At 70.8% G+C, this 25,809-nt stretch carries 24 protein-coding genes and 1 pseudogene; 19 read left to right on the top strand and 6 right to left on the bottom strand.

Features of this window, described 5'->3' with window-relative positions; all coding sequences use genetic code 11:
• Positions 1-21: 21 nt before the first annotated feature.
• Together ABZ793_RS21100 and ABZ793_RS21095 are read right to left on the bottom strand one after the other, a co-directional pair.
• A complete protein-coding gene (locus ABZ793_RS21100; RefSeq protein WP_357459779.1) occupies positions 22-708 on the bottom strand; it encodes a helix-turn-helix domain-containing protein in 687 nt (228 codons plus the stop codon).
• A gap of 69 nt (positions 709-777) precedes the next feature.
• Positions 778-1,113, bottom strand: a complete 336-nt coding sequence (locus ABZ793_RS21095; protein WP_357459777.1) for a metalloregulator ArsR/SmtB family transcription factor — start codon at positions 1,111-1,113, stop codon at positions 778-780.
• Positions 1,114-1,176: 63 nt separating this feature from the next.
• On the opposite strand from ABZ793_RS21095, the gene ABZ793_RS21090 reads away from it, so the two are divergent.
• On the top strand, positions 1,177-2,307 hold the full coding sequence (locus tag ABZ793_RS21090) for an NAD(P)/FAD-dependent oxidoreductase (RefSeq protein WP_357459775.1): 1,131 nt from the start codon (positions 1,177-1,179) through the stop codon (positions 2,305-2,307).
• Positions 2,308-2,343: 36 nt separating this feature from the next.
• Here the strand turns inward: ABZ793_RS21090 and ABZ793_RS21085 are convergent, their stop codons facing one another.
• Positions 2,344-2,718, bottom strand: coding sequence for a metalloregulator ArsR/SmtB family transcription factor (locus tag ABZ793_RS21085; protein ID WP_357459773.1), 375 nt, complete (start codon positions 2,716-2,718; stop codon positions 2,344-2,346).
• 87 nt (positions 2,719-2,805) lie between these two features.
• Between ABZ793_RS21085 and ABZ793_RS21080 the strand changes: the two genes are divergently transcribed.
• From ABZ793_RS21080 to ABZ793_RS21050, 7 genes and pseudogenes are all read left to right on the top strand, one after another.
• The gene (locus ABZ793_RS21080; RefSeq protein WP_357459770.1) at positions 2,806-2,952 is read left to right on the top strand and encodes a hypothetical protein; all 147 of its coding nucleotides are present in this window, start codon (positions 2,806-2,808) and stop codon (positions 2,950-2,952) included.
• Between the two features lie 14 nt (positions 2,953-2,966).
• On the top strand, positions 2,967-3,215 hold the full coding sequence (locus ABZ793_RS21075; protein WP_357459767.1) for a hypothetical protein: 249 nt from the start codon (positions 2,967-2,969) through the stop codon (positions 3,213-3,215).
• Positions 3,212-4,456: a M28 family peptidase gene (locus ABZ793_RS21070; protein WP_357459764.1), complete on the top strand. Its 1,245-nt coding sequence runs from the start codon at positions 3,212-3,214 to the stop codon at positions 4,454-4,456. The genes ABZ793_RS21075 and ABZ793_RS21070 overlap by 4 nt, the downstream gene beginning before the upstream one ends.
• 8 nt (positions 4,457-4,464) lie before the next feature.
• Positions 4,465-4,765 (top strand): annotated as a pseudogene (locus ABZ793_RS21065) (ArsR family transcriptional regulator); the annotation flags it as partial.
• Between the two features lie 28 nt (positions 4,766-4,793).
• A complete protein-coding gene (locus ABZ793_RS21060) occupies positions 4,794-5,288 on the top strand; it encodes an N-acetyltransferase family protein (RefSeq protein ID WP_357459762.1) in 495 nt (164 codons plus the stop codon).
• Positions 5,289-5,363: 75 nt separating this feature from the next.
• Positions 5,364-6,779, top strand: coding sequence for an FAD-dependent oxidoreductase (locus tag ABZ793_RS21055; protein ID WP_357459759.1), 1,416 nt, complete (start codon positions 5,364-5,366; stop codon positions 6,777-6,779).
• A 404-nt stretch (positions 6,780-7,183) separates the two neighbouring features.
• Entirely contained in the window at positions 7,184-8,671 is a 1,488-nt protein-coding gene (locus tag ABZ793_RS21050; protein ID WP_357459755.1) for an SMI1/KNR4 family protein, read from the top strand.
• A gap of 113 nt (positions 8,672-8,784) precedes the next feature.
• Here ABZ793_RS21050 and ABZ793_RS21045 read toward each other — a convergent pair whose 3' ends face one another.
• Positions 8,785-9,999 (bottom strand): enolase C-terminal domain-like protein, encoded by a 1,215-nt coding sequence (locus ABZ793_RS21045; protein WP_357459752.1) that lies wholly within the window; start codon positions 9,997-9,999, stop codon positions 8,785-8,787.
• Between the two features lie 160 nt (positions 10,000-10,159).
• On the opposite strand from ABZ793_RS21045, the gene ABZ793_RS21040 reads away from it, so the two are divergent.
• The 11 genes from ABZ793_RS21040 (at position 10,160) to ABZ793_RS20990 (ending at position 24,380) form a co-directional block, all read left to right on the top strand.
• Positions 10,160-11,272 (top strand): GntR family transcriptional regulator, encoded by a 1,113-nt coding sequence (locus tag ABZ793_RS21040; protein WP_357459749.1) that lies wholly within the window; start codon positions 10,160-10,162, stop codon positions 11,270-11,272.
• An 87-nt stretch (positions 11,273-11,359) separates the two neighbouring features.
• Complete coding sequence (locus tag ABZ793_RS21035) at positions 11,360-12,679, top strand: sugar ABC transporter substrate-binding protein (protein ID WP_357459746.1); 1,320 nt, start codon at positions 11,360-11,362, stop codon at positions 12,677-12,679.
• 35 nt (positions 12,680-12,714) lie between these two features.
• Positions 12,715-13,683 (top strand): sugar ABC transporter permease, encoded by a 969-nt coding sequence (locus ABZ793_RS21030; protein WP_350705220.1) that lies wholly within the window; start codon positions 12,715-12,717, stop codon positions 13,681-13,683.
• Positions 13,676-14,536 (top strand): carbohydrate ABC transporter permease, encoded by an 861-nt coding sequence (locus tag ABZ793_RS21025; protein WP_350705222.1) that lies wholly within the window; start codon positions 13,676-13,678, stop codon positions 14,534-14,536. Before ABZ793_RS21030 ends, ABZ793_RS21025 begins: the two co-directional genes overlap by 8 nt.
• Before the next feature lie 111 nt (positions 14,537-14,647).
• Positions 14,648-15,676: a Gfo/Idh/MocA family oxidoreductase gene (locus ABZ793_RS21020; protein WP_357459743.1), complete on the top strand. Its 1,029-nt coding sequence runs from the start codon at positions 14,648-14,650 to the stop codon at positions 15,674-15,676.
• 76 nt (positions 15,677-15,752) lie between these two features.
• The gene (locus ABZ793_RS21015) at positions 15,753-16,568 is read left to right on the top strand and encodes a sugar phosphate isomerase/epimerase family protein (RefSeq protein ID WP_357459740.1); all 816 of its coding nucleotides are present in this window, start codon (positions 15,753-15,755) and stop codon (positions 16,566-16,568) included.
• Positions 16,568-18,112, top strand: a complete 1,545-nt coding sequence (locus ABZ793_RS21010) for a beta-N-acetylhexosaminidase (protein WP_357459738.1) — start codon at positions 16,568-16,570, stop codon at positions 18,110-18,112. Before ABZ793_RS21015 ends, ABZ793_RS21010 begins: the two co-directional genes overlap by 1 nt.
• Positions 18,093-19,136 carry an NAD-dependent epimerase/dehydratase family protein gene (locus tag ABZ793_RS21005; protein ID WP_357459736.1) on the top strand — a complete coding sequence of 348 codons (1,044 nt, stop codon included), beginning with the start codon at positions 18,093-18,095 and terminating at the stop codon, positions 19,134-19,136. The genes ABZ793_RS21010 and ABZ793_RS21005 overlap by 20 nt, the downstream gene beginning before the upstream one ends.
• Positions 19,136-20,194: a dihydrodipicolinate synthase family protein gene (locus ABZ793_RS21000; RefSeq protein WP_357459734.1), complete on the top strand. Its 1,059-nt coding sequence runs from the start codon at positions 19,136-19,138 to the stop codon at positions 20,192-20,194. Before ABZ793_RS21005 ends, ABZ793_RS21000 begins: the two co-directional genes overlap by 1 nt.
• An 11-nt stretch (positions 20,195-20,205) precedes the next feature.
• On the top strand, positions 20,206-21,600 hold the full coding sequence (locus tag ABZ793_RS20995; protein ID WP_357459731.1) for a DNRLRE domain-containing protein: 1,395 nt from the start codon (positions 20,206-20,208) through the stop codon (positions 21,598-21,600).
• A gap of 20 nt (positions 21,601-21,620) precedes the next feature.
• The gene (locus ABZ793_RS20990; protein ID WP_357459728.1) at positions 21,621-24,380 is read left to right on the top strand and encodes a DNRLRE domain-containing protein; all 2,760 of its coding nucleotides are present in this window, start codon (positions 21,621-21,623) and stop codon (positions 24,378-24,380) included.
• Positions 24,381-25,001: 621 nt separating this feature from the next.
• Here the strand turns inward: ABZ793_RS20990 and ABZ793_RS20985 are convergent.
• Entirely contained in the window at positions 25,002-25,184 is a 183-nt protein-coding gene (locus ABZ793_RS20985; RefSeq protein ID WP_357459725.1) for a hypothetical protein, read from the bottom strand.
• Between the two features lie 27 nt (positions 25,185-25,211).
• A complete protein-coding gene (locus ABZ793_RS20980) occupies positions 25,212-25,775 on the bottom strand; it encodes a hypothetical protein (protein WP_357459723.1) in 564 nt (187 codons plus the stop codon).
• Between the last annotated feature and the right edge of the window lie 34 nt (positions 25,776-25,809).

Here is a 25,809-nt window from a genome sequence, read left to right as displayed (position 1 = left end):
GACAGTTAGCGGTCGCGTCGGTCATGGAGGACTGTCGGGCAGGATGGCGGGGGCGAGCCGGTCGACTCGATCGGCGAGGTCGGCATAGGCGGCTTCGAACGCCTCGTCGGTGTTGACGCGTACGGGGTCGGGTACGGACCAGTGCAGGCCGGGCCGGACCGGACCGGTCAGCTCCTCGTGGGCGTTGTCGCACACGGCGACCACCAGGTCACCTCGGCGGACGACGTCGGTGACGTGGGCGGTGGCGGCCGGGTCGAGGTCGAGGTGATGGCGGTGGGCCACCGCCACAGCGCGAGGGTGCACCCGGGCGGCGGGCTTGGTTCCGGCGGAGGCGACCTCGCTGTTCTTTCGCTGCTTCCACAAGGCGGCGGCCAGTTGGGAGCGCGCCGAGTTGTGGGTGCACACGAACACCACTCGGCCGACGCCGGTAAGGCGTGGAGTGGCGAGGGCGGCAAGCGCCTCGGGTCGTAGCCGCAGGTAGGTGCGGCGGCGGTCGCCCTCGGAGCGGCCCTTGATGACCAGGCCGGAGTCGGTGAGGACCTTGACGTGGTGGGCGACCAGGTTCGTCGGCATGTCGAGGGTGTGGGCGATCTCGCCGGGGGAGGCGTCGCCGAGGGTGAGTGCGTCCACGATCGCCAGGCGGGCCGGGTCGCCGAGCGCGGCGTGGATCCTGGCTCGCCGCGCGAGAGAGGAAGGCTCAGCGTTCATTGACTCAATGGTCGCTGAGTGACGCTTTGGGAGTCAAGCTGATCCTGCGGAGTGAGGGGTTTGGGCTGATCAGCAGCAGGTCGTCAGGTAGGACTGCAGGTCCGTCAGGGCGGCGAGGGTGCCGTCGCGGTCGGCCCGGTAGAACACCGTCTTTCCGTCGCGGCGCGAGGTGGCCACTCCGCCGCGTCGCAGCAGCGTCAACTGCTGCGACGCCGTGGCCTGGCTGATGCCGATCCGCTCGGCCACTTCGCCCACGGACATTTCGGCGCCGCGGGCGAACAGCAGCATGATCCGCTGCCGGGTGGGGCTGCCGAGGGCCTTGAGGAAGTCCTGTGTCTGCGGCGCAAGACCCGGCGGGGCGTCGCTCTGTGGCCCGGTCGACTGGTCGGCGGCGGTCTGGCTCATGGTCACACCTTTCCTTGCCACCATCATATTGTCATTCAATAAAATGTCGATATGATCGTCAGCGTGACCGCTCGAGCTGATCCCGTGATCATCATCGGCGGCGGCCAGTCCGGCCTCGCTGCTGCCCGCGCCGCCCTCGCCGTCGGCCTGCGTCCGGTTGTCCTGCATGCCGGTGACTCCCCGGCTGGTTCCTGGCCGGACTACTACGACAGCCTGACCCTGTTCTCGCCCGCCCGCTACAGCGTCATGCCCGGGATGGCTCTCGACGTGGACCCCGACCACTACCCCCACCGTGACGAGGTCGTCGCCTACCTGCGCCGCTACGCCGGCACTCTCGACGCCGAGATCCGCACCGGCGTGCGCGTCGCCGAGGTCCACCCGCGAGACGGCGGCGGATACCTCATCCGCGCCGACGCCGGTGACCAGATCGCCGCGGCCGGTGTCGTCGCCGCCAGCGGGTCCTTCGGTAACCCGTACCTGCCCGACCTGCCCGGGCGGGGCGACTTCACCGGCGACCTACGGCATGTCGCCGACTACCGTCGGCCCGGCCCCTACGCCGGCAAGCGGGTCATCGTCGTCGGGGCGGGCAACTCTGCTGTGCAGGTCGCCTACGAGCTCGCGGCGCACGCGCACGTCACCCTCGCCACCCGGGAAACCGTCCGGTTTCTGCCGCAGCGCATCGGCGGGCGCGACCTACACCACTGGCTGCGCGTCAGCGGCGCGGACCGCCTCCCTCGGCGCATCCTCACCCGCCTGATTCGGCGCGCCATCGTGCTCGACACCGGTGTCTACCACCGGGCCATCACCTCCGGGCAGCTCGCGCGCCGGGGCATGTTCACTGCCTTCACCCCCGACGGCGTCGTCTGGGGCGACGGCGCCATCGAGCCCGTCGACGCGGTCATCTTCGCCACCGGCTACCGCCCGGACCTGGGCTACCTGGAGCCCCTCGGCGCCCTCGCGCAGGGTATGCCCCGGCAGGTGAGCGGGCTCTCCACCAGCCATCAAGGGCTGGCCTACGTGGGGCTGGAGTTTCAGCGATCCTTCGCCTCGAACACGCTGCGCGGCGTCAGTCGCGATGCCACCCACGTGATGCGCGCCCTCGCTGCACACCTGTCCGGGCGCCGCAGGCCGCCGCGCCTGGCAGGTGCCCCGGCGTCCGCGCCCAGCGGCAGCACGGCTGGCAGATTGCGCTGACCGCCCGGCGGCGGTCGCGTACGGCGTCAGGTGGCGTTACGACTCGGCTGGCGCGACGGTGAGTAGAGCCGCCAACTGGCGCAGGATCCCCGGACGCGCCCGGTAGTAGACCCAGGTGCCCCGCCGATCGGCGTCCACCAGGCCCGCCTCGCGCAGTGTCTTGAGGTGGTGCGAGATCGTCGGCCCGGTCAGGTTGAACGCCGGCGTCAGATCGCACACGCACGCCTCGCCGCCCTCGGCGGAAGCGATCATCGACATCAGCTGTAGCCGCACCGGGTCGCCGAGGGCCTTGAACGCGGGCGCGAGGACCGCAGCCGTCTCGGCCGGAACCCGGCGCTGCGCCAGCGGGGGGCAGCACGGCGCGTCGGCGTCGAGGTCGACGAGGGGGAGCGGCGCCTGTTGCTTCGACATGCCTCTAGGTTGACATTTCTCTAATCAACATGCAACTGTCTGCTTAGACGGACGTCAAGACAGGCGTCTGGAGGAAGGGGAAACACCATGCTCGGTACCCGCCGTGCACCAGCACCTCTTGCCGGCATCCGGTTCTGTGACTCCTGCGCCCAGGTGTCCACGGCCGCCCAGCGTGCGCAGCGCCGCTACGACCGCGCCCGCACCGCCGTCTACACCATGATCAGCCTTCGCTGACGAGAGGACCTGTGATGAGCGATAACACCCAGACCACCGGCGGTTTCGCGGGCGACCCGACCGCTGCCCTGCGGGTCACCGGCTCCGGCGCCTGCTGCGGCAGCCCCGCCCAGGCCGTGGGCTCGATCCTGCCGCCAGCCGGCGAGGCCGCGAGCGCCGGCCCATGCTGCGGCACGCAGGAAGCCGCGCAAGCCGCCGGCTCGTGCTGCGGCACACAGGCCAAGGCCGACGCCGTGGCCACGGGACAGGGATGCTGCGGATGACCATCCCAGACGACCTCGCGATCCTTCTTAGCGAAGTCAGTGCCGACCGGATGGCCGCGACCGTCGCCACCCTCGCCTCCGACCGCATGGCAGGACGGCGGGTCGGATCAGCCGGCGGCGCGGCAGCCCGCGCGTGGCTGATCACGCAGCTCGACGCTATCGGCGCCGCGGTCTGGACTGAGAAGTTCCAGGTCCGGGCGGTGCCACAGGTGTATGAGGCGGTGACGGCAACCTGGGGCGACGCGAACCGCTCCACACGGCTGGTTTTCGGTCGGCAGGTCGCGATCCATCCCGCCTCCGTCGACGCCGCCGAGACCCGCCGCAGCCGGCTCGGCGTCGCCGGCGCCCACGACCCGGCCGGGCGGTGGCTCGTGGTGCCGGCGGAGATGAGCCTGTTCGACGCCTACCAGGACATCCTCGGCGCGGCCGGGTTGCTCGTCCGTCGAGCTGTCGACGCCGACGGCTGGCAGTTCACCACCCTCGCCGGACCGGACCCGGGACCGCTGCCCGTTCTGTCCCTAGACCCTGACACCCACCGCACTGTCCTCGCCGCCGCAACCGGCAGCGCCAGCTGGTTCGCCGGTGCCACGCCACTTCGCCGCGACGACGTCACCGGTACCAACATCCACGCCCAACTCCGGCGGGCCGTTCCCGGCGGGACGGAGCTGCTCCTGACCGCCCACTACGACGGCGTCGGCGACCACCCCGGGCTCCGTCACCCAGGAGCCTCGGACAACGCCAGCGGCGTCGCGGTGGTCCTCGAAGCCGCCCGCATCCTCGCCCGCGGACTTCCCGACGGCGTCGGGCTCTGCGTCGCCCTGCTCGACGGCGAGGAGGTCGGTGCGCTCGGCTCGGCCCACCACGCCGCGCAGCTGCGCGATCAGGGCGCCGCACCCCTGGTGGTCAACGTCGACGGAGCCGGCCGCTCGGATGGGGCTGCGGCGGTCGAGGCCGGCGGTCCCGCACACCGCCTCCTGGCTCTGCTCGACCAGGCCGGCCGGCACACCGGCGTCCCGCTCGCTGCAGGACCGATGGCCTCGGACAACCGCCGCTACGGCGGAGCAGGCCTCGCCGCCGTCGGCATTGGCGCAGGAATGGGCGGCTACCACAGCCCTGCCGACACCCCCGACCGCGTCGACCCCGCCACCTTGACCGCGATCGCCCACCTCGTCGTCACCACCGCCCACCTCACCGGGGCGGCTCCTGTCAGGCCTTCATCGCAAGCCGGCGAAAAACGATAGGAGGAGTGGTGGTGGGCGAACGGCTCGACCGGGCAACCGCACAGACCTACGCCTCGTGGTTCCGAACCCGGCCGACCCAGGTGCGCATCTGTGGAGTACCTGGCCCGGCACGCCCGCCAGATGAGCGTGGGAGAGCTCGTCCCCGCCGTCGGGCTCGCCCAGTCCACCGTCGCCCAACAACCCTGAAGATCCTCACCCCAGTGCGGTTCGTGCTCGTCGAGCCGCTCGGCACCGCCCGCCACGACCGCCGCATCAACGACGCGCTGCGTCGGCTGCTTCCCGTCCACTCCCGACGTCGTCCTGGGCCGACTGCCCCCAACCCGATTGGAGCCTGCTGATGGCCGACATCACCCTCCGCTCGATGACAGCCGACGACGCGCACCGGGTGCTGACGATTTACCAGGCAGGCCTGGACGGCGGCAACGCCAGCTTCGAGACCGTCGCACCGACCTGGGCGGCATTCGATGCAGGCAAGTCGCCTGACCACCGCCTCGTAGCCGTCGATGCGGACGACGCCGTGGTCGGGTGGGTGGCGGTCTCGCCCACGTCGAGCCGGGCGGTTTACGCCGGGGTGGTCGAGCACTCGGTCTACGTGGACCCGGGCGCCCAGGGCCGAGGGGTGGCCCGGCTGCTGCTGAACGCGCTGATCGCCTCGACCGAGGCGGCCGGCATCTGGACCATCCAGTCCGGCGTCTTCCCGGAGAACAACGCCAGTCTCGCCCTGCACCAGCAGGTCGGCTTCCGCGTCATAGGCACCCGCGAGCGGATCGGACGGCACCACGGTCGGTGGCGCGACGTCGTCCTGCTCGAGCGCCGCAGCCCCGTTATCTGAACCCCTTGGGCTTTGCCCGCCCAAGAGCAACTACACCTTCTTGATTCGATATCTGTCAATATAGAGGAGTTTTCGATGAGCGTCCGGGACGAGCTGCCCGTCGTGGTGATCGGCGCAGGACCGGTGGGCCTGGCCGCCGCCGCCCACCTGCACGAGCGTGGCCTGCCCTTCCTCGTCCTTGAGGCCGCAGACACCGCTGGCGCGGCGGTGCAGCAATGGGGGCACGTGCGGGTGTTTTCCCCGTGGCGGTACAACATCGACCCGGCCACGCGCCGGCTACTCGATGAGGCCGGCTGGGTCGCCCCGGCCGAGGACGCCCTGCCCACCGGCGCGGAGCTGCTCGCCGACTACCTCCAGCCCTTCGCGGGACTGCCGCAGATCAAGCCCCACCTGTACTACGGCGCGCGCGTCGAGGCCATCAGCCGCCTCGGCCTGGACCGGCTGCGCACTGCCGGCCGCGAGCAGACGCCGTTCCTGATCCGCCTCGCCAACGGTGACGAAATGCTGGCCCGGGCCGTCATTGACGCATCCGGCACCTGGGGCACCCCCAACGTCCTCGGTGCCTCCGGCCTGCCCGCCCGGGGAGAAAAGGAGGCCGGCGCGTACCTGGAGCATGCCCTGCCGGACGTGCTCGGCACGGACCGGGACCGCTTCGCCGGCCGGCACACCCTCGTTGTCGGCGCCGGCCATTCCGCCGCCAACACCCTGCTCTCCCTGGCTGAGCTGGCCGCTACGGAGGCGGGCACGGAGGTGACCTGGGCGATCCGCTCGGCGAGCCCGGCCCGCACCTACGGCGGCGGAGACGCCGACGCGCTGCCCGCGCGCGGCGCACTCGGCTCCCGGCTGCGTGAGCACGTCGACGCCGACCGGATCCGACTGCTCACTGGCTTCTCCGTCCACACCCTCACCCCAACCGACGGCCGCGTCGCGGTGCTCGTCCGCCACGGCGACGGCAGCGAGGAGCAGGTGATCGTCGACCGGATCGTTGCCGCAACCGGCTTCCGCCCGGACCACTCGATCGCCGCCGAACTACGGCTCGACCTGGACCCGGTCATGGGCGCCACCCGGGCACTCGCCCCGCTGATCGACCCGAACGAGCACTCCTGCGGCACTGTCCCACCGCACGGCGTCGACGAACTCGCCCACCCCGAGACCGGCTACTACGCCGTCGGCATGAAGAGCTACGGCCGCGCCCCCACCTTCCTCATGGCCACCGGCTACGAGCAGGTCCGCTCCGTCGTCGCCGCCCTCGCCGGCGATTGGACCGCCGCCCGCGACGTCCAGCTCGACCTGCCCGAAACCGGCGTGTGCAACAGCAACCCCGCCGACTCGACGGGCACCGACAGCTGCTGCGGGACCACCCCGGCAACCCGGCCGGCCGGCAGGGGCCTCGCCACCGGAATCTCCGGCAGCCTGCTGTCCACACCGCTGAACCTGATCAGCCTCGACACCCCGACCAGCGGCCAGACCGGCGGCTGCTGCGCCAGCTGATGACCACCTCCACGATGGTGCCCGCCGACCCGCCGGTCGGCGGGCACCACGGGTGGCGCATCGTCGCCGCCCCCGCCATCACCTCGAACATCGGCTACGGCACCTTCTATTGCACATACGCCGTGCCCTCGCGGTCGGCCGCGTTGGGGTCCGCTCCGACGCGCAGGAGGGCCCTGGCGACCGCCGCGTCGTCGCGTAGCACCGCCTCCATCAGGCGCTTGGTCCCTTCCCCCGCGGGCCGGGAGGCAACGGAGATCACACCGCGCAGATCTTGATCGGTTGGGCGGAGCCCATCCCCAAAGGTCGGGTCGGTAGGCTTGGCGTGATCATGGGGAGGGTCCTTGTCCTGGCCGGGCGTTGGCGCGTGGATAGTTGCCGCTACCTCGACGAACGCGAGGTGGGAGGTGGCCGCGGCGGCCATTTCCGCGGCGTCGAAGGCGCGGGTGGCGGTGCTTCATGTCGCCGAACGCAAACATGACGGCAGAGCCCCTTCTCAACTGCTGAGGGAAAGCCTCGCAACGTACGTCGAGGTGCATGCCGGTGGGGCGGGCGCGCCACGGCCCGACGACCTCGTCGGGATCACCCGGGCCCTGGCACGGAACCATGACCTAGTCCTGGTAAGCGCAGCCCACGGCCTTCTCGTTCCGCTGGGTCGCGATGGCTGGACCCTCGCAGACCTGGCCTGGGCACTACAGGCACCGGTCGTCGTGGTGACCGGCTCTGGAGCGGACTCGATCAATCACACCACGCTCGCGCTCGATGCGCTCGCCGGCCGTGGCCTACCCGCCTGCGTCATCGCCATCGGCGACGGCGACGGCGACGCCGATGGCTTCTCAGGATTGCCGGTCAGGCTGGCCGGTCGAATTCCCGACAGCGCCGCTGACCAGCCTCAACGGTTTCGCGCGGAGGCGGCGGGCTGGCTCGCCCCGTTGCTGCAGGCGACCGGCGGTACGACGGCGGCTGCCCAGGACGCGCCCTCCCGGCCTGCCGCAGCCGAGCGGCCCGATGACGCGGCGCCAGCGGCGACGCGTGACGAAGAAGCGCCACGCTCGACGACCATCGGCAAGCGGCTGCTGATAGCCCTGCTCGCGGTTTTTCTCCTGCTGGTGTTGCTGCTCTGCGCCGTCACCAACCTGAGACCGGCGGGCAGAAGCGTCGGCGACGCGACCGGGTCCGTCGACCCGGGTCCGGTGGCTTCCGAACGCCGGCCGGTGCCGTCCGAGCGCGTTGTTCCCAGCACAGGCCGTGCGGACGTGCCATCCCGGCCTTCGGCCGCCCAGGTCTGCCCGCAAAATGCCGGGACCGTGGTCGCCGTCGAGCCCGACGCGGCGACCACCGCCCGGGTCAACGCTGCCTGGAAACGCATCGAGAAATGGCTAGCGACGCACGCGCCCCGCACGCGGGCTTCGCTGCGGCCGCCCGCGCCACCGGAGCGGATCGCCGCGCTACAGGCACGGATGTCGGTCGCCTTCCCGGCTGATCTGGTGGCGTCGCTGCGGCGGCATGACGGAGTCGCGGCCCTTGACGGCTTTGATCTGCCACCGTTCTACCGACCGCTGCCACTCGACGAGATCGTGGGCGACTGGGAGGCGACCTGTTCCGTCCTGGCAGGCGGACCAATGGATGATGACTGGTGGCACCAGGCTTTCGTGCCGTTCGCGACGGCGGGCGACGGCGGCTGTCTGCTGGTCGACGTGCGTCCCGGCGGGCATGGCAGGGTGGGCGAGTTCTATCCCGAGGAGGGCACCGGCTTCGACGGTTGGCCCGCGTCGATCGCGGAGCTCTTGGAGGGTGTGGCGCGGTCGTTGGAGACTGGCGATCCCTACATGCAGCATTACCGCCCGGTCGTCAATGCCGGCGGCCGCCTGGACTGGACGATCGAGATGCCGTAATGGCCCGGCCGACTCGCAGGTGCGGTGATGAGCGCGTCGCGGACCTGGGCGGCGCTGTGGCCGGCGGGCACGGGCACCCCAAGTCGTCGGACCCGGCCTGGACCTACTCGGCATCACCTGCCCGACTTCGGTGGGATCCTGACCGGCGGATCGGCGCGGAGCACGTCGACGGCCAAGGCGCGTACCGCGGCTTCGTCCACGTCAACGCCCAGGCCGGGGCCGGTGGGTACTGCCGCCTCCCCGTCGCGTACCTCGACCGTGTGCCCGCCGACGTAGGCGGACTCGATGAACTGCCGGCCGTTGAGGTCGACGGGCGTGTCGATGCCGAACGCCGAGAACAGGTGTAGCGAGGCGGCGAAGCCGAGGTCGGAGTCGGTGAGGCCGGAGCCCATCAGGCGTACCCCGCTGTCCTCGGCGAGGGCGCACATCCGCCGGGACAGGGTGAGGCCGCCGCTGCGCTGCACCTTGGCGATCGCGACATCGACCGCGTTCAGGCGTACGAAGGTGGCGAGGTCGCTGGGGTGGCGCAGGCTCTCGTCGAGCGCGACCGGCACGGGGGAGTGGTCCCGCAGCCGTTGCAGCCCGGCGATCTGGTTGGCCGGCAGCGGCTGCTCGAACGCGGCGACGTCGAGTTCGGCGAGCCGGCGGGCCACCTGTAGTGCCTCGTCGACCTGGTACGCCTGGTTGGCGTCCACCCAGATCGCCGCCTTCGGCGCCGCTTGGCGTACCGCCTCGACGAACGCGAGGTCCTGGTCGATCTCGGCCAGCCCGATCTTGACTTTGAAGGCCGTGTACCCGAGGGCGTGGCCCTCCGTGACGCTGTCGGCGACCGCCTCGGGGGTCTTGGCGGAGATGATCCAGCCGAGTGGGATCCGTCCGACGCGGCGTTGCCCCCAGAGCACTCCGAGCGGGACGCCGACCGCCCGTCCGACGAGGTCGTGCAGCGCGATGTCGATCGCGGACTTCGCGATCGGCGCACCGATGGTGAAGCCGCGGTTGATGACCCGGTCGAAGGTTGCCGTGACCGCGTCGAGGTTCCACGCCGGTGCGCCGAGGATCGCGGGCGCGAGGTAGCGATCGATGGTGGTGACGATGCTCTCGGTGGTTTCGTAGGTCCAGGACGGCGTCGGGGTGGCTTCGCCCCAGCCGACGACTCCGCCTGCGGTCACCTTCACCAGCACCCGCCGGCTGGGCTGCCCGACGGTCGCGACGGTCCCTCCGGCGATCTCGAACGAACGGATCGTCGGGAGTTCGACCACGAAGGTCTCCACCCGCTCCACGACGAGACCGTTCAGTGCCCCGGTGCGCTCGGGCCCGAGAGTCGGCATGCCGTACCCCACCTTCCGTGGCATCTATTTGGGAATGAATTCATTCCCGCTAGTCGATGGCAATCCGGAGCATACCTGCCCGGCGAGCCGCGTAAAGCAGGGAAAATTCTTGCCGGGAGGGATTGACGGAGGTATGTCTGCTGCTCAAGAATCCTCAGCCATGACCGGCATTGATGGTTTGGATTCATTCCCTCATGGGACGAAATTCCGAGCCCTGGCGGCCTACCTTCGGCAACAGATCGCCGAAGGTCGGTGGTCGGTCGACGCACGCCTGCCCACCGAGCAGGAGTTCGCCCACACCCACGAGGTGGGGATCAACACGGTCCGCCGCGCGATCAACCTGCTGGTGGACGAGGGGCTGGTACGTCGTCGCCAGGGCTCCGGCACCTACGTGGTGGCGATACCAGCGCAGGTCGGGCGTAGCGCCCGCTTCGTCGGGGTGCTCGTACCGTCCACCTCGTACTTCTACCCACGGGTGATCGAGGGCATCGAGCGGGTGATGACCACCGCCGGCGTCCGGATCATCCTTTCCAGCTCCGAGTACGACCCGGATCTGGAGGCGCAGCAGATCAACCAACTGCTCGCCGCAGACGTCGACGGCCTGCTGCTCGTGCCCAACCTGCACCTGATCGAGAAGCCCCAGCAGTACGTCGACCAACTGCACCGGCTACCGGTCCCGTACGTGCTCGTGGAACGGCGGCCGCCGGCTCCCGCGCCGGACGACGCGACGCCGTACGTCTGCACCAACCATCTCGGCGGGGGCTACGCCGCGGTACGGCACTTCGTCGAGTTGGGGCACAAGCGGATCGGCCACCTCGGCCGGATCCGGACCGCGACGGCCGACATGGTGGCGGAGGGCTTCGACCGCGCGGTCGCAGACTTCGGCCTGCCTCGTCTCCCGGCGGCCGCGGTCCGACGTGAGGAATGGACGTCCGACCAGCTCGCTGCGTACGCACAGGTCTGCAGGGACAACGACATCACCGCGGTGTTCTGCCTCGGCGACCGGGACGCCGCGGGACTGCTGCCCCACGCGCGCCGGCTCGGGCTGACCGTGCCGGACCGGATGGCGGTGATCGCCTACGACGACGAGGTCGCCGACCTCGGCGAGGTGCCGCTCACCGCCATCTCCCCTCCGAAGACCGAGGTGGGCAAGCTCGCCGCCGAGGTCCTGCTGCGACGCATCGAGCAGGGCGCCTCGGCCCCCGTGCACCAGACCCAACTGCAACCACGCCTGGCGATCCGGGCCTCGTGCGGCGCCGCCCGCGACCGGTAGTCCGTGACCGGCCGAGGGCCAGGCGCACCGTCGCGGCGGTGACCCGAGACCGCTGCCCGCCGGGCGACCAACACAAGGAGATCCACGATGAGGATGCAACGCTTCTCGCCAGGCCGGCGTCTCGTCGCCCTGGCAGGCGTCGCGGCGCTCGCCGCGACAATGATCGGCTGCGGCGCGAGCGACGAGGAGAGCGGCGGCCGGGTGACCATCAGGTTGGGCTACTACGCGGAAGCGGGCGGCCCGGCCGACAAGACGATGCGCTCGCTCGCCGACGAGTTCATGAAGGCGAACTCCGGCGTCAAGCTGGAGCTGGAATCGGCGCCGTACACGGACTTCTTCAAGCGGCTGCGCACCCAACTCGCCGGCGGCAAGGGGCCTGACGTGTGGCTCTCCGACGGGGTGCTGGTGCAGGAGTACGCCGGCCGCAACAGCCTGCGTGACCTCAGCGACTTCGTGAAGACCGTCAACACCGACGACTACTACGGCGTGGACCTCAACCGCGACTCCGACGGCCACATCTACGGCTTCCCGCAGGGCGCGCAGACCCCGGTGCTCTTCTACAACAAGAAGATGTTCGCCGACGCGGGCGTCGCCGAGCCGACCGGAGACTGGACGTACGACGACCTCACCGCGGCCGCGAAGAAGCTGACCCGGGACACCAACGGTGACGGCAAGCCCGACGTGTGGGGGATGCGCGTCTACTCGCCCGGCTTCACCGAGAGTTGGTGGCCGATGGTCAAGGCGTTCGGTGGGGACGTCGTCGCCGACGGGGGGCGGAAGGTCGTCGTCGACAGCCCGCAGAGCCGCGCGGCGCTGGACTGGATGCTGAACGCGATGTACACCGAGAAGGCCGGCCCCGACGTGGTCACGACCAAGGCGCTGGGCAGCCCGCACACGATGTTCGCCAGCAACCGGGTGGCGATGCAGTTCGGCATCTACGCCCGCACCATCCCGGCGAACGCGGCGAAGATCGACCTGGGCGTGGCACCGATGCCGAAGGGTCCGGCGGGCCGCGGCCACGTGGCGATCGCGAACTCCTGGGTGATCAACAAGGCCGCGAACCAGCGGAAGGCCGAGGCCGCCTGGAAGTGGATCACGTACTTTGCCTCCGAGAAACCACAGACCACCTGGGCCGGGATCGGCGAGGCGATCCCGATCAACAAGAAGGTGGCCGCGTCCGACGTGTTCCTGAAGCCGGGTACCCCGCCGGCCGACCGGCAGGCGTTCCTCGACGCCCTCGCCGACGCCGACGACCTCGGCCTCAACCCGGTGTGGACCGAGTACACCACGGCCGTGGCGAACCAGGTCGACCGGGCGCTCGCCAAGGAGAGGCCCGTCGGTGACGCGCTGACCGAGGCGCAACGGGAGGCGCAACAGATCATCGACCGCTTCTACGCGAAGAAATGAGTCAGCCCCGCCAGACGGAGGGAGGAGGTGGCGCTGTGACGACCATCGAGGACCGGGTGGAACAGGGGCGTCGCCCCTCCCCCCGGGACGGAAGGAGAACCGGGGATGAACGGCCGGGCTTCGGTCAGCGGGCATGGGCGACCGTGTTCGCCTTCCCGTACCTGGCACACCTGGTGGTGCTGACCGCGTGGCCCGTACTCGCCCTGCTCTACTTCAGCCTCACCGACTACGACACGCTCTCCCCACCGAGGTGGGTCGGGCTGGACAACTTCCGCCGCCTGCTCGGTGACGAGGCGTTCTGGCGGAGCCTGCTCAACACCGCCTACTTCGCGGTGCTGTTCGTACCCACCCAGACGATCCTCGCGCTGCTGCTCGCGGTCGCGCTGAACCAACGCCTGCGATGGATCTCGCTACTGCGCAGTGCGTACTTCGTGCCGGTCATCTCGTCGTGGGTCGTCGTGGCGTACGTCGCCGACGCGGTCTTCAACCCGCAGTTCGGGATGGCCAACACCGTACTGGGGTGGCTCGGCCTGCCCCAGGCGACCTGGCTGCAGAGTCCGGTGCTCGTCATCCCGACGCTCGCCCTGGTCGCGGTCTGGAAGGGCGTCGGCTACATGATGGTGCTCTTCCTCGCCGGGCTGCAGAACATCCCGGAGGAGCTGTACGAGGCCGCCAAGATCGACGGCGCATCGGCCTGGCAACGGTTCCGCCGCGTCACCCTCCCCGGGATATCGGGGACGACGTTCCTCGTCCTGGTCCTCTCGACGATCACCACCCTGCAGGCCTTCGAGCAGGTCTACGTGATGACCGGACCGATGCGGGGCCAACCGGCCGGCCAGCCGAACGGGGCGAGCGAGATGACGGTGCTCTTCATGTACCAGCAGGGCTTCGAGTTCTTCAACATGGGCTACGCGTCGGCAGTCGCGTGGGTGCTGTTCGCGCTGATCTTCCTCCTGACGCTGGTCCAGCTCCGCCTGCAGAAGAAGTGGGTGCACTATGCCTGAGACCGGTCAGCGCGGCCGGGTCCGGCGCCGCCAAGACCGACGTGGACACCCGGCCGCGTACCTGTTCGTCGGCCTCGGTGCGGCGATCATGGTCGTTCCGTTCGTCGCCTCCGTGGCCAACTCGCTGAAGAGCTTCGCGCAGTACGTCGCGGTGCCGCCGATCTGGATCCCGGACCCGCCGGAGTGGTCCAACTACACGCAGGTGTGGGAACGCGCCCCCTTCGGCCTGTACGCCTGGAACAGCTTCCTCATCGCGAGCCTCTCCGTGGTCGGCAACGTGGTCACCAGCGCGATGGTGGGCCACGCGCTGGCCCGGATGAAACTGCCGGGCAAGGATGTGCTGCTCGCCGCGGCACTCGGCACCCTGATGCTGCCCACCGTCGTGACGATCATCCCCAACTTCATCCTGTACAAGCACCTCGGTTGGCTCGACACGATGCTGCCGCTGGTGGTGCCGTACTGGCTGGCGACGCCGTTCGGGATCTTCCTGATGCGCCAGACGTTCCTCGCGATCCCCCGCGACTTCGAGGAGGCGGCGGCGCTCGACGGAGCCAACCCGTGGCAGGTGTTCTGGCGGGTCCACATGCCGCTCGCCAAGCCGGCACTGGCGACACTCGGCGTCTTCACCTTCATGGCGTCCTGGGGCGCCGTGCTCGAGCCCACGATCTACCTCACCTCGCCGGAGAACTACACCCTGCCCATCGGGGTGATGAGCCTGCAGGGCCAGTTCATGGGCAACGACCAGCTCGTCACCGCCGCCGCGCTGATGTCGCTCCTGCCCATGCTGCTGTTGTTCCTGCTCGCCCAGCGCTACTTCGTTCGCGGCGCGATGGCCAGCGGTCTCAAGGGCTGATCAGCGCTCGCCTGCCGCCCCGCCGCCACGAGCGTGGGGAGGGGCCGCCCTCGAGCGCCCTGACCACCCTCGCCCTACCGACACACCTGTCCTGATCGAAAGGAACGTGCAGTGACCGAAACATGGGGGAATCGACCATTCCGCGTCGGCGTGATCGGGGCGGGCAGCGTCGCCGCCCTGCACCTCGACGCGGCCGCCGGCCTGCCCGAGGTCGAGGTCGCCGCGGTCTGCGACGTACGGCTGCCGGCCGCCGAACAGCTCGCCGCCCGGTTCGGCGCCCACGCGTATGCCGACCACGCCGTGATGTTCGCCGCCGGCGAGCTGGACGGAGTGCTGATCACCGCGCCGCACACGCTGCACGCGCCGATCACCGTGGACGCCGCCGCGGCCGGACTGCACGTCCTGGTGGAGAAGCCGATGGCCACCAGCGTCGAGGACACCCGGCGGATGATCGACGCCTGCGCGACCCGCGGGGTACGCCTTGCCGTGGGCCACGTGCTGCACTTCCTGCCGACGGTCCGCGAGGCGTGGCGGACCCTGCGGTCGGGAAGCCTCGGCCGGCCCGTGGTGATCACCGAACGGCGTACCGCGCGGTACGAGCGGGGTTCCCGGCCGGACTGGTTCTTCGACCCGACGCTCGCCGGCGGCGGCATCGTGATGAACGTCGGCACACACAGTATCGACAAGGCTCACTGGCTCGGCGACGCGCCCGCCGTCAGCGTGCACGGGTACGTCTGGCACCAGCCAGGCGTCGAGGTCGAAACCGAGTCGGTCGGCCTGCTGGAACTGGCGAACGGGGTACGGGTCATGCTCTCGGTCACCGGGACCGGCCTGCCGTTCCACGACGAGACCGAGGTGGTGTGCGAGCACGGCGCGCTGCGGTTGTCCCGGCGCGACGGGCTGTGGACGTACCAGGGGGACGACGCGGTGCAGGTGGTCACGCCCGAGCAGGACGACATCGTGGCGGCGTTCCGGGAGCAGTTGGCGGACTTCGTCGCGAGCTGCCGCGACGGGCGGGTGCCGGCGGTCGACGCGGCGTACGGGCAGTCGGTCGTGGCCACCGCGCTCGCGCTGTACGAGTCGGCCGAGCGTGCCGACACCGTGCGGATCCCCGGTCTGACCGTGGAGGTGGCGGCGTGAGCGAGCGGAGCGAGCGAACCATTCGGCTCAGCAGCGTGGCGCCTCGCGCCGCCGCGGAGCGGAGCGAGGTGGCGGCGTGAGCGGCGTCGACACGGTACCGGCGTGGGCAGCGGGCCGACTCGCGTTCAGCACCCTCGGCTGCTCGACCGAGCCGGTCGAATCGGTGCTGGAGCTGGCCCGGCGTACCGGCTGCCACGGCGTGGAGCTTCGCTGCGCCGAGGGTGAGCCGGTCGCGCCCGACACCCCGGCCGGCACGCTGCGAGAGACCGGGAAGCGGTTCGCGGACGCGGGTGTCGAGCCGATCTGCGTCGCCTCGTACGTGCGTATCGCAGCACCGGACGGTGACCCGGTCACCGACCTGCTGCACCACGTCGAGATCGCCGAGCACCTGGGCGCCCGCTACGTGCGGGTCTTCGGCGGCCGGGACGGCCAGGCCGACCCGCATCCGGTGGCGGTGCAGCGGCTCGGCGAGGTGGCCCGGAGGATCGAGGGCGGGCCGGTGACGATCCTGCTGGAGACCCACGACGTGTTCTGCTCGGCACGCGCCGTCGCGGCGGTGCTCGCCGAGGTCGACTCGCCCGTGGTGGCCGCCCTGTGGGACGCGGTGAACCCGTGGCGGGTGGGGGAGAGCGCCCGCGAGGCGGCCGACGCGCTGGCGCCGTGGCTGCGACACGTACAGCTCAAGGACGTCCGGGCGACCGACGACCTGGCTCCGGTGCTGCCGGGGCACGGCGCGGTCCCGCTGGGCCAGATCCTCAGCGAGCTGGACCGCCTCGACTACCGGGCCTGGCTGTCCCTGGAGTGGGAACGGGCCTGGTTCCCCGAGGCGCCGCCGCTGGCCGACGCGCTCGACGCGTTCCGGGCGGTAATCGCTGCGCACCGGGCGACGTGATGACCTCGTTGATCCCGTATCCCGCGGCGATTCGCCGGCACTCCGGTGCGCTGCATGTCGCCGGGCCGGTGCCGGTCGTGGCCGTGCCCGAGGCCGAGGGGGTCGCCGACTGGCTCGCGGAGGTGCCCGGGTTCACCCGCGCCGTGCTGTCCGACGCCCCGGTGCGCCTGGCCCTCGACGATCGCCTGGCACCGGAGGGCTACCGGCTCACCGTCGACGTGCGCGGTGTGGAGATCACCGGAGGCGCGCCTGCCGGGGTGTTCTACGGCGCCCAGACGCTGCGCCAGCTGCTGCCGGACGGCGCGTCCGGCCGGACCGTCAGCCTTCCGTACCTCGAGGTGGCCGACGCCCCCCGGTTCGGCTGGCGCGGCGTGATGCTCGACGTGGCGCGGCACTTCATGCCCAAGGAGTTCGTGCTGCGCTTCATCGACCTGCTCGCGTTGCACAAGCTCAACGTGCTGCACCTGCACCTCACCGACGACCAGGGCTGGCGGCTGGAGATCCCGCGCTACCCGCGGTTGACCGAGATCGGGGCGTGGCGCGCCGAGACCCTGGTCGGACACGCCCGCCAGACCCCCCGCCGGTACGACGGGGTGCGGCACGGCGGCTACTACACGCGGCAGGACATCCGGGAGATCGTGACGTACGCCGCGACACGGTTCGTCACCGTCGTGCCCGAGATCGACAGCCCTGGCCACTCACAGGCGGCGATAGCGGCGTACCCGCAGCTCGGCAACACCGGCCGGCAGCTCGACGTCTGGACCGACTGGGGGATCAGCGAGCACGTGCTCGACGTCTCCGAGACGACGCTCGGGTTCTACCGCGACGTGCTCGATGAGGTGATGGCGCTCTTCCCCGGGAAGTACCTGCACCTCGGCGGCGACGAGTGCCCCACCGGGCAGTGGCGGGCCAACCCGGCCGTCCCGGCACGCCTGGCCGAGCTGGGACTGCCCGACGAGCGAGCCCTGCTCGGCTGGTACGTGGGAGAGCTCGCCAGCTTCGTCACGGACCGCGGCCGCCGCCCCGTCTTCTGGTACGACACCGAAACCGCGCTGCGGGTGCCGAACGCGATCGCGATGCCGTGGCGGGGCGACGGCGCGGCCATGGCGGCCCACCAGGACGGCCACGACGTGGTGCTCGCCTCACACGAGCACCTCTACCTCGACTACTACCAGAGCCAGGACCGGGACATCGAACCCCTCGCGATCGGCGGACACACGCCGCTGGAGCGGGTGTACGAGTTCGACGCCGACCAGCCCGTCGGGGCGCTTGGCGCCCAGTGCCAACTGTGGACCGAGTACATGCCGCGGCCGGAGGACGTGGAGCGCATGGCGTTTCCCCGCCTCTGCGCGTTCAGCGAAACCGTCTGGTCCACCGCGCCCCGGCACTCCTTCGCCAGCTTCCGCGACCGGGTCACGGCGCACCTGCCCCGCCTCGCCGCGGCGGGCGCGACGTACCGGCCGCTCGACGCCGTCCCGTCGCCCCGCACCGAGCCACAGCCGTCCCTCAAGGAGGCACCGACCGATGCCCACTCACGTGGCTGACGCCCCGCCGCGCAGCCTGACCGCCCTCCAGGAGGCCCTTTCGACGCCCAGCCAGGAGGTGGTGCAGAGCCTGGCACGGGTGGACGGCGACCTGATGCTCCTCGGCGTCGCCGGAAAGCTGGGACCAGAGCTGGCCCTGATGGCGCGACGCGCCCTGGACCGGGCCGGCCGGCAGGCCCGGATCATCGGGGTGGCCCGCAATCCCGGGCCCGAGCTGGTAGAGCGGTTGCGCGGCGCGGGGGTGGAGCTGCTCCGCGCCGACCTGCTCGACGACGCGGCGCTCGCCGGCCTGCCCGACGTGGCGAACATCGTGTACCTGGCCGGCCGGAAGTTCGGCACCGACGGCGCCGAGCACCAGACCTGGGCCCTCAACACCTACCTTCCCGGGCGGGTCGCCGAACGGTTCCGCGACTCGCGGATCGTCGCCTTCTCCACCGGCAACGTCTATCCCCTGGTGCCGGTGGTGAGCGGCGGCGCCGACGAGGCGACGCCACCGGGTCCGGTCGGCGAGTACGCACAGTCGTGCCTGGGCCGGGAGCGGGTGTTCGAGCACTTCTCACACCGGTACGGCACCCGGATGGCGATCGTACGGCTGAACTACGCGGTGGAACTCCGGTACGGGGTGCTGCTGGAGATCGCGCGTGCCGTGCACCGGGGCGAGCCCGTCGACCTGCGGATGGGCAACGTCAACGTGATCTGGCAGGGAGACGTCAACGCCGCCACACTCCGGCTCTTCGAGCACTGCGCGGCACCGCCGCTGGTGCTCAACCTGGCCGGCCCCGAGACCGCCTCCGTGCGCTGGATCGCGCAGCGGTTCGGCGAGCTGTTCGGGGTGCCCGCGACATTCACCGGGGCAGCGGAGCCCACCGCGCTGCTCTCCAACGCCGCGCGGGCGAACGAGCTGTTTGGCTACCCCGCCGTGCCGCTGCGCACGCTGATCGAGTGGACCGCCGAATGGGTGCTCGGCGGCGGCGAAACCCACGGCAAGGACACCCACTTTCAGGAGCGAGAGGGGCGTTTCTGATGTCGGCAGCACTACCGTTGGATGTCGGCGCCGCGCTGCGCGAGGGCGTCGTGATCCCGGCTCACCCGCTCGCGCTCGACGCCACCGGGCGGCTCGACGAGCGCCGACAGCGTGCACTGAGCCGGTACTACCTGGACGCCGGGGCGGGCGGCCTGGCGGTCGGGGTGCACACCACCCAGTTCGCGATCCGGGAGGCCGGGCTGCTCGAACCGGTGCTACGGATCGCCGTCGACACGGTGCGGGAGGCGCCGCGCGACCGGCCGGTGGTGCTGGTCGCCGGAGTCTCCGGCACCACCGACCAGGCGGTCGTCGAGGCCAAGCTCGCCGCCGACCTCGGATACCACCTCGCCATGGTGATCCTGCGCGGGTTGGCGGAGCTGACGGACGACGAGCTCATCGCGCACATCGCGGCGGTCGGCGAGGTGCTCCCGGTGTTCGGCTTCTACCTCCAGCCCGCAGTCGGCGGTCGGACGCTCGGGTTCGACTTCTGGGCCCGGCTCGCCGAGCTGCCCTGCCTGGCGGCGATCAAGATCGCGCCGTTCGACCGGTACCGCACCCTCGATGTCGTCCGGGCGGTCTGCGAGTCCTCACGGGCGGCGGAGATCGCGCTCTACACCGGCAACGACGACAACATCATCGTCGACCTGCTCACCACGTACCGCTTCCCGGTGAACGGCGGCCAGGTCAGCAAGCAGATCGTGGGTGGGCTGCTCGGCCAGTACGCCGTGTGGACCCGCCGCGCCGTGGAACTGTTCGAGCGGGCCCGTGAGGCGGCACGGACCGGACAGCTCGACGAGGAGCTGCTCACGACGGCCGCGAGCTTGACCGACGCCAACGCGGCCGTCTTCGACGTCGCCAACGGCTTCGCCGGCTGCGTCGCCGGAATCCACGAGGTGCTGCGGCGCCAGGGCCTGCTGGACAACGTACGGCTGCTCGACGAGCAGGAGCGGCTGTCGCCCGGGCAGGCGGCGGAACTCGACCGAGTGATCCGGGCGTACCCCGACCTGCAGGACGACGCGTTCGTCGCCGCGCACCTGGACCGCTGGCTCGACACATAGCAGGAGGAGCCATGAACGTCCCCCACGCCGTCCTGGCCGCCGCGCTGGCGGTGGCGTCGGTCCCGCTGGCGGTGACACCGTCCAGGGTGCACGCGCCGGCGCGCACCGCCGCGGCGCCCCAGGAGTTCTTCGACGATTTCAGCTACGCCGGTCCCGCGGATCCGGCGTTCGCCGCGTTCGGTTGGACGGTGCGCACCGGCGGTGGCGGGCCCGGCGTGTCGGGTGCCACCTGGAGCGCCGACAACGTCTCCATGGCGGGCTCCGGCGCCGACCGGGCGATGCGGCTCGCCGCCACCAGCCAGGGCACCGGCCAGACGACCACTCAGGCATCGGTCTCCCAGGGGCAACGGTTCTTCGAGGGCACCTACGCGACCCGGATCCGGTTCACCGACGCACCGGAGAGCGGGCCGGACGGCGATCAGGTGGTCCAGACCTTCTACACCATCTCGCAGCTCAACCACCCCCTCGACCCGAACTACAGCGAACTGGACTACGAATACGTCCCCAACGGGGGCCTCGGGTCGGCCGGCACCGCGTTGCAGATGGTGACCTGGGAGACGTATCAGGACAGCCCCTGGGATCCCCGCGCGCTGGAAACCGTCCTGTCCCGCAGCCACGACGGATGGCACCTGCTCACACTCGACGTGACCGGCGGCGAGGTGCGGTACTACGTCGACGGCGTGCTCGTCGCCAGTCACGGCGGTGACTACGCCCCCGAGGCGTTCATGTTCCTGAAGTACGCCGTGTGGTTCGCCAACGGCGGCCTGGTCTCCTCGCCGACGTCCCGCAGGTACGTCCTCGACGTCGACTGGGTCTACCACGTCCGGGACGCCTCCCTCACCACCACCGAGGTGGAGTCCGCCATCGCCGGGTTCCGCGCGGGCGGCATCCCGCGCCGGGACACCCTGGTGCCGCGGACCGTGGCCGCCACCGACGCACACGTACGCAGCGGCACGTACAGCGACACGAATTTCGGGTCGACGACCCGGCTGGAGGTCAAGGACGCCCCCAACGCCGCAGACCCGAACGTGGATCGGCTGACCTACCTGAAGGCCAACCTTCCCGACACGCAGGCCAGTTCCGCCCGGCTCTGGCTGCACGTCAGTTCGGTCGCCCCGGGGACCGGTCCGGTCCCGATCGCCGTCCGCGTGCTCACCGCCGACAGCTGGTCGGAGTCGACGATCACGTGGAACAACCGGCCCACCGCGGGAGCGACCCTGCTGGGCACCCTGCAGGTGACGACACCCGGGTGGTACGCGATCGACGTCACCAGCGCCGTGAACAGCAATCTCAACGACGGCCAGATCACCTTCCGACTCGCCGACGACTCGGCCGCCGACCGGCTGGTGGTCATCGATTCCCGCGAGTACGGCGCGGGCACCGAGCCGTACCTCCTCATCTCCTGACCCCCGAGAGGAGCACCCCCGTGTCCCTGATCCGAAGCACGTCCTGGCGCTCGCGGCTGACGCTGTCTGCCGCCGTGCTGACCGCTCTGCTGCTGCCGCCCGGGCAACCCGCCTCCGCCGCCGCGCCCTCGGTCACCATCGACTCGCACACCAGCGGTGACGCGGTGCCGGCCGGGACCGTCCGCCTGTCGGGCAGCTACACCGACGTGTACGAACTGACCGTCGTGCTCGACGGCCGCAGCACTCCCCGCGTACACACCGTGGACCCGGGCGGCGACGACACCGGCACCTGGTACTACGACCTGGACACGACCGGCGTGGACGGTGAGATCGAGGTCGCGGTGCGCGCCAAGCGAACCGACAACCGTTACGGTGTCTGGTCCCCGTTCGTCACCCTGCGGGTGGACAACCCGGCCGCCAACGTCCCGGTCGTGACGGTGACCAGTCCCGATGACGGCGGTACGGTGCGGCAGCCCACACCGGTCCGCGTCTCGGTCGCCGCGCACAACACCGTGCGTGAGGTGTCGGTACGCGTCAACGGCGGAGCCTGGCTGCGGGCGCTCGGGGAGAAGGGCACCTACACCCATCTGTGGGATCCCCGCGAACTCGGTGACGCCATCGTGAGCATCGAGGCCAGAGCGGTCGACGCGTACGGCAACACCGGGTACAGCCCGACCGTCTACGTCGCGGTCGGCGCGGGCGCTGCCGAGCCGGTACGGGTCGGCCCGCAGGACCGGGCGATGTGGATCTGGGAGCGGGCGTCGTACGGCCTGATCCTGAACCCCGGATCCCGTCGACTGCTGGCGACGACGGCGCGCGACGCCGACACCTTCGGCTCGCGGCCGATCACCACGCTCTATGTCGGCGTGGACCGGTACGGCGACCTGGACATGCTCTACGACAAGCGCGCCGAGGTGCGGGACTTCGTGAGCTGGGCCCACGCGCAGGGCTTCACGGTGTACGCCACGATCGCCGGCGGGACCCAACCGCCGTTCCTCGGCGGGCTGGAGCGCTACCACCCCCGCGCGGTCCGGGAGATGGAGAAGATCCTCAACTACAACCTCGCCTCACGGCCGGCGGAGCGGTTCGACGGGGTCAACGTGGACATCGAGCCCTACATCTATCCCGGGTTCGCGGCCGAGAAGCCGGCGCTGCAACTGCGGTGGCTCGAGATTCTGGAGAAGCTGATCCAGCGCAGGAACGCGGCGGGTTCGCCACTGGCGTTCGGTCCGGCGATCCCGCGCTGGCTGGACGTCAACCCGTGCTGCACCGGCATCACCTGGAAGGGCGCCACCAAACCGCTCAGCGAACACATCCAGGACATGAGCGACTACATCTCGATCATGGACTACCGGGACACCGCGGAGGGGTCGGTCGGCATCATCGCCCAGGCCCAGTCCGAGATCGCGTACGCCGAGGCGATCGGCAAGCCGAACTCGGTGGTGATCGGGGTGGAAACGCTGGACATCGCCTGGAGCGGCGACCCGGAGACCATCACCTTCCGCGAGGAGGGGCGCGCCGTCGCCGAGCGCGAACTGCGGAAGGTGTACGACGCTTTCGCCGGCAGTCCGGCATTCGGCGGCATCGCGATGCACCACTACGACTCCATCCGCTGGCTCCCGTCGGTGTGGGGACCCAACGCCGTGTACGCGCCGCTGCCGGCCGACACCGGCCCGCCCGGCGTGGTGAGCTCGCCGCCGACGGCGAACGCCTTCGACCACCAGAGCATCGATCTCGTCTACGGCCGGGCCTTCGACGACACCGAGGTGGAGCACTACAACATCTACCGGTCCACCGATCCGGGCTTCACGCCCGACCCGAAGAACCTCGCCGGGCAGTCGCGCGGCCTGACCTTCACCGACTCCGGCCTGCTGCCGGACACCACCCACCACTACCGGGTCGCCGCCGTGGACGTACACGGCAACGTCGGGCCGGCCTCGCCGGCTGTCTCCGCCACCACCGCCGGCACCCACCTGCGGCCACTGATCGTCTCCGAGTTGACGGTGACCGCCGCGGGCGGTCCGGCGACCGTGCGGCTCCGGGTGACCGATCTGGTCACCGGGGAGCCGGTGGCGGCGGCCGTACACGGCCGGTTCACCAAGATGGCGGGCCGGTACCTGACGATGAACGCGAACTCGGACGGCCAGGCGTCGGGCGTCTCGGAGACGATCGGCTTCCGGGCCGGTGAGGTGGGCTTCCAACCACTACGGATCACCGCACCCGGCTTCTACTGGGCATCCGCTCACGACCGGGCCCGGAACGTGGAGACCAGGTGGCAGACCACGACGCCGGTGGTCGCCGACACCTTCGTACGCGCCGGTGCGTACGCGGACACCGCCTACGGCTCAGCGAGCGAGTTGGAGATCGCCGACCTCCCCGACACGCAGAGTCCGGACGGCGACCGGATGGCCTACCTGAAGGCCGGACTCGGCGGCTATCCGGGCACCGCGACTGTCTCCGCCCGGCTGTACTTCCATGTCAGTTCGGTGTCGCCGGGCGCCGGCGCCGCACCGGTGACGGTGCGGGCGCTGGCCGACGACGCATGGTCGGAGAGCGGCGTGAGCTGGAACAGCCGCCCGTCCAGCGCGGGCGGAAGCGTGCTCGGGACCGTCCGGGTGGATCGCCCCGGCTGGTACTCGGTTGACGTCACCGGCGCGGTAAACACCAACCTGGCCGACGGAGCCCTGACGCTTCGACTCTCCGACGACACGACCGCTGGGCGACTGGTCGCCATCGACAGTCGGGAGAGCGACCGGCAGCCGTACCTGATCATCTACTGACACCGGTGGCTCTGGCGCCCATCCTTCCAAGATGTCGATGGGCGTCAGAGCCCGGCCAACGCCGTCCTGCTGGCGAGAAAGCAGGACCGCCATCGCTGATGCCGGGCACGATGGTTACCACTCGCAGAATACGTGAATCAGATTTGGGCCGTGACGAGCGCCAGCGTGGCCGGCCGTCGTCGATGTCAGGGCGCTCGGCTGCCGCGCCGCTCCGCGGCTTGCCACCGGGTATACAAACGTCCAGGCGCGCGGAGAGCCAGCGGTACGGCTTACCGCCCCCGACCGAAGGCCGGGGACGGTAGCCGGACGCCGCCGGACAGCCGCGCGCCCACCACGCCGCCGTGCCAGCCACGTGCCAGTAGCCGGTGTCCCGGAGGGTCACCAGCGGTCGTGATCGGGCAGCGCGGCACCGCCGCGGACCAGGCGTACCGGACAGATCACGACAGCCGAGAACGCCGGGGCGGACGGGGTGGCAGCAGCGGTGCGATCTCGGCCCAGAGTTCGTCCGAGACGATCCACGGTGGCTGCTTACCCCTCCTCACGTTCAGCTCCTCGGGCAGGTCGAACGCCGCCCCGGACCATCGCTTGCCCTCGGCCCGTGGATCGCCCTGCGTAGCGCGGCTACGTCGAGTCAGGTTCAGGCGCGTCGACGCGCAGGGTCGCCTCGCCGTCGATCGGCACCAGTGTTTCGGTGAACGTGCCCTCGCCCTGCACCGGCACGAAACCACCGAGGCAGTAGCTGCGGCTGACCAGCCCGGTTTCCGCCATGAGGCCCGACCACCCGCCGCCTACGGGATCCGCCACCGACGGCACCCGTGTCCCGCCCCGGTGTCAGTCCAGCCAGTACCAGCCGTCGCCAAGCGACCAGCGCATCCGGCAGGGGTCCGCGAAGCAGTCGAGGCTCGTGTCACCCGGCGTTCCGGTGAGGTACGCGTAGCCGGCCGCGCCGTCTGGCGTGCCGACCCAGACCGGCAGGAGGATGCCCGTCGGCCCGCTGCCCTCGGTGCCGATCCGCACCGCCCGCCCCATGGACGACAGGTGCCGCAGATCCTTCGGCAGAACCAGGCCGTACCGGTCGCCGTACTCGGCCGTGACCTTGTCGGCGAGCCCGGCCGCAGTGCGGAAGTCGTCCCGGTGGAGGCGGTAGAAGTTGTGGACGAAGACGGCCGTCCAGTCGACGGCCACGATCGCCACCGGGGCCAGCAACCCAGGAACCAGCACCAGCGTCAGCGCCTTGACCGGCCCGACCCTGCGCCACAGGGCCACCAGGGCGATCCCGGTGACAGCCATCGCCAGCAGCCAGCCCAGCCCGGTGATGATCAGGCCGAGCAACCACAGGTTGGCCAGCCGAAGGCCGAAGAGATGCAGCCCGGCGACGACTCCCCATGCCGCCACGACCCCGACCATCCAACCGGCGACGACACGGCCA

Source organism: Micromonospora sp. NPDC047465 (genome assembly GCF_040643125.1).
Classification (GTDB): domain Bacteria; phylum Actinomycetota; class Actinomycetes; order Mycobacteriales; family Micromonosporaceae; genus Micromonospora.
This window is presented reverse-complemented; position numbering and strand designations above follow the sequence as displayed.

What these genes read in the sequence shown, in the direction of transcription:
- ABZ793_RS21085 (WP_357459773.1), bottom strand. Translation starts at nt 2,718, where the DNA reads ATGTCGAAGCAACAGGCGCCGCTCCCCCTCGTCGACCTCGACGCCGAC.
- ABZ793_RS20995 (WP_357459731.1), top strand. Translation starts at nt 20,206, where the DNA reads ATGAACGTCCCCCACGCCGTCCTGGCCGCCGCGCTGGCGGTGGCGTCG.
- ABZ793_RS21000 (WP_357459734.1), top strand. Translation starts at nt 19,136, where the DNA reads ATGTCGGCAGCACTACCGTTGGATGTCGGCGCCGCGCTGCGCGAGGGC.
- ABZ793_RS21010 (WP_357459738.1), top strand. Translation starts at nt 16,568, where the DNA reads ATGACCTCGTTGATCCCGTATCCCGCGGCGATTCGCCGGCACTCCGGT.
- ABZ793_RS21100 (WP_357459779.1), bottom strand. Translation starts at nt 708, where the DNA reads ATGAACGCTGAGCCTTCCTCTCTCGCGCGGCGAGCCAGGATCCACGCC.
- ABZ793_RS21080 (WP_357459770.1), top strand. Translation starts at nt 2,806, where the DNA reads ATGCTCGGTACCCGCCGTGCACCAGCACCTCTTGCCGGCATCCGGTTC.
- ABZ793_RS21060 (WP_357459762.1), top strand. Translation starts at nt 4,794, where the DNA reads ATGGCCGACATCACCCTCCGCTCGATGACAGCCGACGACGCGCACCGG.
- ABZ793_RS21070 (WP_357459764.1), top strand. Translation starts at nt 3,212, where the DNA reads ATGACCATCCCAGACGACCTCGCGATCCTTCTTAGCGAAGTCAGTGCC.
- ABZ793_RS21035 (WP_357459746.1), top strand. Translation starts at nt 11,360, where the DNA reads ATGAGGATGCAACGCTTCTCGCCAGGCCGGCGTCTCGTCGCCCTGGCA.
- ABZ793_RS21055 (WP_357459759.1), top strand. Translation starts at nt 5,364, where the DNA reads ATGAGCGTCCGGGACGAGCTGCCCGTCGTGGTGATCGGCGCAGGACCG.
- ABZ793_RS21005 (WP_357459736.1), top strand. Translation starts at nt 18,093, where the DNA reads ATGCCCACTCACGTGGCTGACGCCCCGCCGCGCAGCCTGACCGCCCTC.
- ABZ793_RS21075 (WP_357459767.1), top strand. Translation starts at nt 2,967, where the DNA reads ATGAGCGATAACACCCAGACCACCGGCGGTTTCGCGGGCGACCCGACC.
- ABZ793_RS21025 (WP_350705222.1), top strand. Translation starts at nt 13,676, where the DNA reads ATGCCTGAGACCGGTCAGCGCGGCCGGGTCCGGCGCCGCCAAGACCGA.
- ABZ793_RS21040 (WP_357459749.1), top strand. Translation starts at nt 10,160, where the DNA reads ATGACCGGCATTGATGGTTTGGATTCATTCCCTCATGGGACGAAATTC.
- ABZ793_RS21095 (WP_357459777.1), bottom strand. Translation starts at nt 1,113, where the DNA reads ATGAGCCAGACCGCCGCCGACCAGTCGACCGGGCCACAGAGCGACGCC.
- ABZ793_RS21045 (WP_357459752.1), bottom strand. Translation starts at nt 9,999, where the DNA reads ATGCCGACTCTCGGGCCCGAGCGCACCGGGGCACTGAACGGTCTCGTC.